The organism is Enterobacter sp. B79-1 (genome assembly GCF_057444735.1).
Map to the genome: position 1 here is coordinate 509,471 of NZ_JBYAZJ010000003.1, position 6,500 is coordinate 515,970.

General features: G+C 52.1%; 2 protein-coding genes and 2 rRNA genes. All 4 read right to left on the minus strand.

From position 1 onward, the window contains the following. Positions 1-29 precede the first annotated feature (29 nt). Positions 30-2,504, minus strand: coding sequence for a fimbria/pilus outer membrane usher protein (locus AC2T6E_RS12860; protein ID WP_486692050.1), 2,475 nt, complete (start codon positions 2,502-2,504; stop codon positions 30-32). A gap of 220 nt (positions 2,505-2,724) precedes the next feature. After that, positions 2,725-3,255, minus strand: coding sequence for a fimbrial protein (locus AC2T6E_RS12865; RefSeq protein ID WP_120159867.1), 531 nt, complete (start codon positions 3,253-3,255; stop codon positions 2,725-2,727). 505 nt (positions 3,256-3,760) lie between these two features. Further along, positions 3,761-3,876: ribosomal RNA gene (rrf, locus tag AC2T6E_RS12870) — 5S ribosomal RNA — on the minus strand. A 72-nt stretch (positions 3,877-3,948) separates the two neighbouring features. Then, positions 3,949-6,500 (minus strand): 23S ribosomal RNA (locus AC2T6E_RS12875); the annotation flags it as partial.

Consider the following 6,500-nt stretch of genomic DNA (forward strand, 5'->3'; position numbering starts at 1 on the left):
TTACAGTGGGATAACGCTTTACACAGGGATTAGCGGCACGGCAGAAGCGTGTCCGAACGTCCGTTGTTCACGCCGGGCGGGATGGTCACTTTGCACTGCTGTTTGCCCCCCCACATGACATTCAGAGTTTCATTGGCGTTTATGCCCGCAAGCCATGCCTTGCCGTCCTCCAGCACCATGGCGACGCTTACGCCATCGGTGTTGTAAATTTCCGCCCCGAAAGGTGGGACGCTGTTATCTGCGAGGCGTAACGTGCCCATCATCTTCATCCCCTTCGCCATCCCAAAAGCCTGATAGCCGATGGCCCCTTCCGTCAGGGTACTGGTACTGATGGCTTTTGCCGGTTCGATATCACCATCCATGGCATCGACGTCTACGCGGGTGTCAAAGCTGTTGTAGCTCACCACATCCGGTACAACGGCAATACCGAAGCGGTTAGTCCGGGACTTTTCGCCATTAAGAGGGACGCCGCCAATGCCGTTGGTATCGACCATGACGCGCGCCGTGTTCATCGTTGCGCCGCTGTTATGCATCGCCGCGCCGTGCCGGGTCGCCGTGAAACCGCCGCGCAGGGTGGTACTTAACGCCATAAACTCATTTTGCTGGTAGCTGGCGTTGGTATTAATTTCCGCTAATTGCGAACGGTGCAGGTAATAGCCGTCCACGCTGGCGTTGCTGTTCTGACTGGCACCCGCGCGAACGCGCCACAGATTGTTGAAATCGCTGTTGTCGGTGTATGACGCCATCGGGCTGGTTTTACCGTTGTTGGTCTGGACGTCCAGCCCTGCCCATTTGTTATCCCCAATCGGCACAGATAATGAGAGGGAGATGGAGTCGTCCTTTTGCCCTTTATAGTCAGTACGGTAAGCGGAAAGATTGGCGGTGATACCGTTGATATCACCGATGCGGAAGACACGCCCCACGGACAGGCCGTATCGATCCTGGCTGCGTTGATTCCAGTAGTTTTGGTGGGTCCAGGTAAGAAAAACGGTTGTCGCTTTACCCGCTTCACCGGCCCAAAAGGTTTTACTCCCGGTGATGGTATAGAGCTGTTTTTCGCGCCCGACACGGTCATAACCCTGATAACGCTCATCAAGGTATTGCGCCATTGTGCGGAAGTCTTCCTGCGAGAAGCGGTATCCCGCGAACGTAATTGAGCTGTTGTATTCGTCGAAGGTTTTCGCATAGCTCAGCTTGTATGAGGTGCCTTTCAGACGTTTCCCGTCAGGCTGACGGCTCCACGACTCCGTGGCATCAATGGAGAGGGCTCCTAACACGTTGAGATCGCGGCCAATCCCCAGAGAGGTAGCGGTATAGGCTTCACCCGACGACTGCAGCCCACCGTACAGCGACCATGCATTACTGATCCCCCAGGAGAAATCGCCAGACAGGAACGTTGGCCCCTTCAGTGAGTGGTTATAGCGAGACGGCGTACCGCCCGACAGGTTGTAACGGACATAGCCAGGACGCGTGAGATACGGAATGTTGGCGGTGTTCACCTGGAACATCGAGATTGAGCCATCCTGCTCCTCAACGCGCACGTCGAGCGTACCGCGCACCGAACTGCGCAAATCCTGAATATTGAACGGGCCGGCGGGAACGGTGGTTTCATAGATGACGCGCCCGCTCTGACTGACGGTCACTTTGGCATTCGAACGGGCAATACCGTGGATTTCAGGCGCATAGCCCTGCAGCGCCGGAGGAAGCATCCGCTCATCGCTGGCGAGGTTAATCCCGGTAAATCGCAGCGTATCAAAAACCTGCGAGTTCAGGTAAATCTCACCCAGCGTCAGTTTTGCCGCCATCATCGGCAATGGCCGGTAGGCGTAGATCTGATTCCAGTCGAAATTGGATTGATGGGTCTGGCTGTAGTAGCTTGTCTGATATTCACCGCGCATACGCCAGCCGCCGAGGTTGGCTCCCGCCTGACCGTAGCCTGATATCGCGCTGTAGTTTTCATTGTCGCTGAACTGACGCGTCAGCTGTCCGTTAATGCTGTAGTCAAAAATCAGACCGGCGATACCTTCATCCCAACGTTCAGGCGGCGTCCAGTCAAGGTCGTTATACTTCATCCATGCCTGGGGCACGGTGATATCAAGCACACCGGCATAGTTACTTAATTTCGCCCCCGACAGACGCTGCAGGGAATAGCAGTTTTCATAGATTTGAGCGACTTGTGTACGTGCGTCTTCTTTCAGCGCCAGTTTGTCCAGCAGGTCGCCGCTGATACACGGCAGCGTACGATTGTCGTCAGGCGATTCCACATAACGGATTTTCTCCTGGCCTATCGACTGGCCGTTAATGCGGATATCCAGCAGATAATCACCAGGTGTGACATAGTTATCTGTCGCAAAGCGTGACAGATCGATACGGGTACGATCCGAAGCATCCAGAACATCAGTATTAAACTCAACTCGCTCCTCCGCGCGCGCCGTTGCCGCATAGCAGCAATTCATCACCAGGAGAGCAATTATTGTTAGATTAGTATTTAATTTTACTGACATGATCCCCGTCCCGAACAAATCCATTAAAAGCGCCCTGCGTTCCACTGCGTTATAATTATTTTGTGGGTGTCGACAATTTAAAAACATGCACGAACGCCGTAACGCCTTCCGCTTTAATAGTTACGTCGCGACAGCGAAATAAATCGGCATTAAGGACACGTTTTTATTTTCGTTCTTTAATAGTGCGGGAAATTTTCCCGCACTGACTACGCTCTGCGGATTACTGATAAGCAATCTCGAAGTTAACCGTTGACTGGAAGGAACCCGCCGTCACATTCGCGCTTGCGCTTTCTGCTTTCACATATGCCACGAACGGAATGGTGTTGGTGCCATCAACCAGTTGAACAGGGGTGGTTGCGTTACCCCAGACAACGTCCTGACTGGCGCTGTCACGCAGACCGATACCCGCACCAGACGCAGTACCAGAGGTGAAGGCTGCCAGAGACGCATCCGTTGGGTTTACGCTGGTTGGGGAGTAAGTTACTTCAGCAGTTTGAGCAACAGTGGTGTCACAGTGCTGCAGTTCGATGTTCTGATGTACGTTTCCGGCGCGCGCACCATTAGCCAGCGCAGAAACAGGAATCTGGCCAAAATCAACGCTTACCGGGCTGGAGCCTGGCGCCAGACCACATGCGGTATTCACCAGTTCACCCTGGAATTCAATTTGGCCATTCGTCGTATCAGCGAATGCAGACATTGAACCCAGAGCAGCGGTCAAAGCGACAGCCATAGCAACTTTATTCAGTTTCATAAAATATCCTGTTTTTACCAATATCCTGAGAAATAAAGAGTCGTCACGCTACAAAAATAATATACGCGAGTGAAATTAACTCTTGGTTTTGTTCTGGAAACGATATGCGAATAATGAAACTCGCAAATATTAAACATCACCGTTTCTTCGAACTAATTCAAATGCTACCAAATGAAAACTTCACCACAAAGCAATACATTTAATGTGGAATATATACGCATTGTTAACTCGCAAGGATACGAAAGCAGGGTTTTATATCTCGCAGAGTGACATGAATAGTCTTAAATTCATGATGTTTTTACCGCGTAAATAAATTTATAAAACAGGGGGAATTAAGATATTTCGTAGAAGGAAATGTGAATTTATTTAAAAATAAGGAGAAGAGTGGTGGGCTATTATATTACGGGGGGCGCCATTCTTTCTGACGCAGGGAGAAGGTGAAGGTGAAGATGAAGCACAAAGCAAAAAACCCCGCACCTTTCGGTACGGGGTTCTTCTAATTGATGCCTGGCAGTTCCCTACTCTCACATGGGGAGACCCCACACTACCATCGGCGCTACGGCGTTTCACTTCTGAGTTCGGCATGGGGTCAGGTGGGACCACCGCGCTAAAGCCGCCAGGCAAATTCTGTTAATCTGTATCAAAGCTGAAAATATCGTGTCTGTCTCTTCGCCAAAACACCTTCGGCGTTGTAAGGTTAAGCCTCACGGTTCATTAGTATCGGTTAGCTCAACGCATCGCTGCGCTTACACACCCGACCTATCAACGTCGTAGTCTTCAACGTTCCTTCAGGACCCTTAAAGGGTCAGGGAGAACTCATCTCGGGGCAAGTTTCGTGCTTAGATGCTTTCAGCACTTATCTCTTCCGCATTTAGCTACCGGGCAATGCCATTGGCATGACAACCCGAACACCAGTGATGCGTCCACTCCGGTCCTCTCGTACTAGGAGCAGCCCCCCTCAATTCTCCAGCGCCCACGGCAGATAGGGACCGAACTGTCTCACGACGTTCTAAACCCAGCTCGCGTACCACTTTAAATGGCGAACAGCCATACCCTTGGGACCTACTTCAGCCCCAGGATGTGATGAGCCGACATCGAGGTGCCAAACACCGCCGTCGATATGAACTCTTGGGCGGTATCAGCCTGTTATCCCCGGAGTACCTTTTATCCGTTGAGCGATGGCCCTTCCATTCAGAACCACCGGATCACTATGACCTGCTTTCGCACCTGCTCGAGCCGTCACTCTCGCAGTCAAGCTAGCTTATGCCATTGCACTAACCTCCTGATGTCCGACCAGGATTAGCTAACCTTCGTGCTCCTCCGTTACTCTTTGGGAGGAGACCGCCCCAGTCAAACTACCCACCAGACACTGTCCGCAACCCGGATTACGGGTCTACGTTAGAACACCAGCCATTAAAGGGTGGTATTTCAAGGGCGGCTCCACGCAGACTGGCGTCCACGCTTCAAAGCCTCCCACCTATCCTACACATCAAGGACCAGTGTTCAGTGTCAAGCTATAGTAAAGGTTCACGGGGTCTTTCCGTCTTGCCGCGGGTACACTGCATCTTCACAGCGAGTTCAATTTCACTGAGTCTCGGGTGGAGACAGCCTGGCCATCATTACGCCATTCGTGCAGGTCGGAACTTACCCGACAAGGAATTTCGCTACCTTAGGACCGTTATAGTTACGGCCGCCGTTTACCGGGGCTTCGATCAAGAGCTTCGCGTTGCCGCTAACCCCATCAATTAACCTTCCGGCACCGGGCAGGCGTCACACCGTATACGTCCACTTTCGTGTTTGCACAGTGCTGTGTTTTTAATAAACAGTTGCAGCCAGCTGGTATCTTCGACTGATTTCAGCTCCACCCGCAGGGGCTTCACCTACACATCAGCGTGCCTTCTCCCGAAGTTACGGCACCATTTTGCCTAGTTCCTTCACCCGAGTTCTCTCAAGCGCCTTGGTATTCTCTACCTGACCACCTGTGTCGGTTTGGGGTACGATTTGATGTTACCTGATGCTTAGAGGCTTTTCCTGGAAGCAGGGCATTTGTTACTTCAGCACCGTAGTGCCTCGTCATCACACCTCAGCGTTAAAAGAAGTCCGGATTTACCTAAACTTCCCGCCTACATGCTTAAACCGGGACAACCGTCGCCCGGCTAACATAGCCTTCTCCGTCCCCCCTTCGCAGTAACACCAAGTACAGGAATATTAACCTGTTTCCCATCGACTACGCCTTTCGGCCTCGCCTTAGGGGTCGACTCACCCTGCCCCGATTAACGTTGGACAGGAACCCTTGGTCTTCCGGCGTGCGGGCTTTTCACCCGCATTATCGTTACTTATGTCAGCATTCGCACTTCTGATACCTCCAGCAACCCTCACAGGCCACCTTCAACGGCTTACAGAACGCTCCCCTACCCAACAACACATAGTGTCGCTGCCGCAGCTTCGGTGCATGGTTTAGCCCCGTTACATCTTCCGCGCAGGCCGACTCGACCAGTGAGCTATTACGCTTTCTTTAAATGATGGCTGCTTCTAAGCCAACATCCTGGCTGTCTGTGCCTTCCCACATCGTTTCCCACTTAACCATGACTTTGGGACCTTAGCTGGCGGTCTGGGTTGTTTCCCTCTTCACGACGGACGTTAGCACCCGCCGTGTGTCTCCCGTGATAACATTCTTCGGTATTCGTAGTTTGCATCGGGTTGGTAAGCCGGGATGGCCCCCTAGCCGAAACAGTGCTCTACCCCCGAAGATGAGTTCACGAGGCGCTACCTAAATAGCTTTCGGGGAGAACCAGCTATCTCCCGGTTTGATTGGCCTTTCACCCCCAGCCACAAGTCATCCGCTAATTTTTCAACATTAGTCGGTTCGGTCCTCCAGTTAGTGTTACCCAACCTTCAACCTGCCCATGGCTAGATCACCGGGTTTCGGGTCTATACCCTGCAACTTAACGCCCAGTTAAGACTCGGTTTCCCTTCGGCTCCCCTATACGGTTAACCTTGCTACAGAATATAAGTCGCTGACCCATTATACAAAAGGTACGCAGTCACCTAACAAGTAGGCTCCCACTGCTTGTACGTACACGGTTTCAGGTTCTTTTTCACTCCCCTCGCCGGGGTTCTTTTCGCCTTTCCCTCACGGTACTGGTTCACTATCGGTCAGTCAGGAGTATTTAGCCTTGGAGGATGGTCCCCCCATATTCAGACAGGATACCACGTGTCCCGCCCTACTCTTCGAGTTCACAGCA

Excerpts from the sequence above, each read along its gene's own strand:
- AC2T6E_RS12860 (WP_486692050.1), bottom strand. The coding sequence starts at position 2,504 with ATGTCAGTAAAATTAAATACTAATCTAACAATAATTGCTCTCCTGGTG.
- AC2T6E_RS12865 (WP_120159867.1), bottom strand. The coding sequence starts at position 3,255 with ATGAAACTGAATAAAGTTGCTATGGCTGTCGCTTTGACCGCTGCTCTG.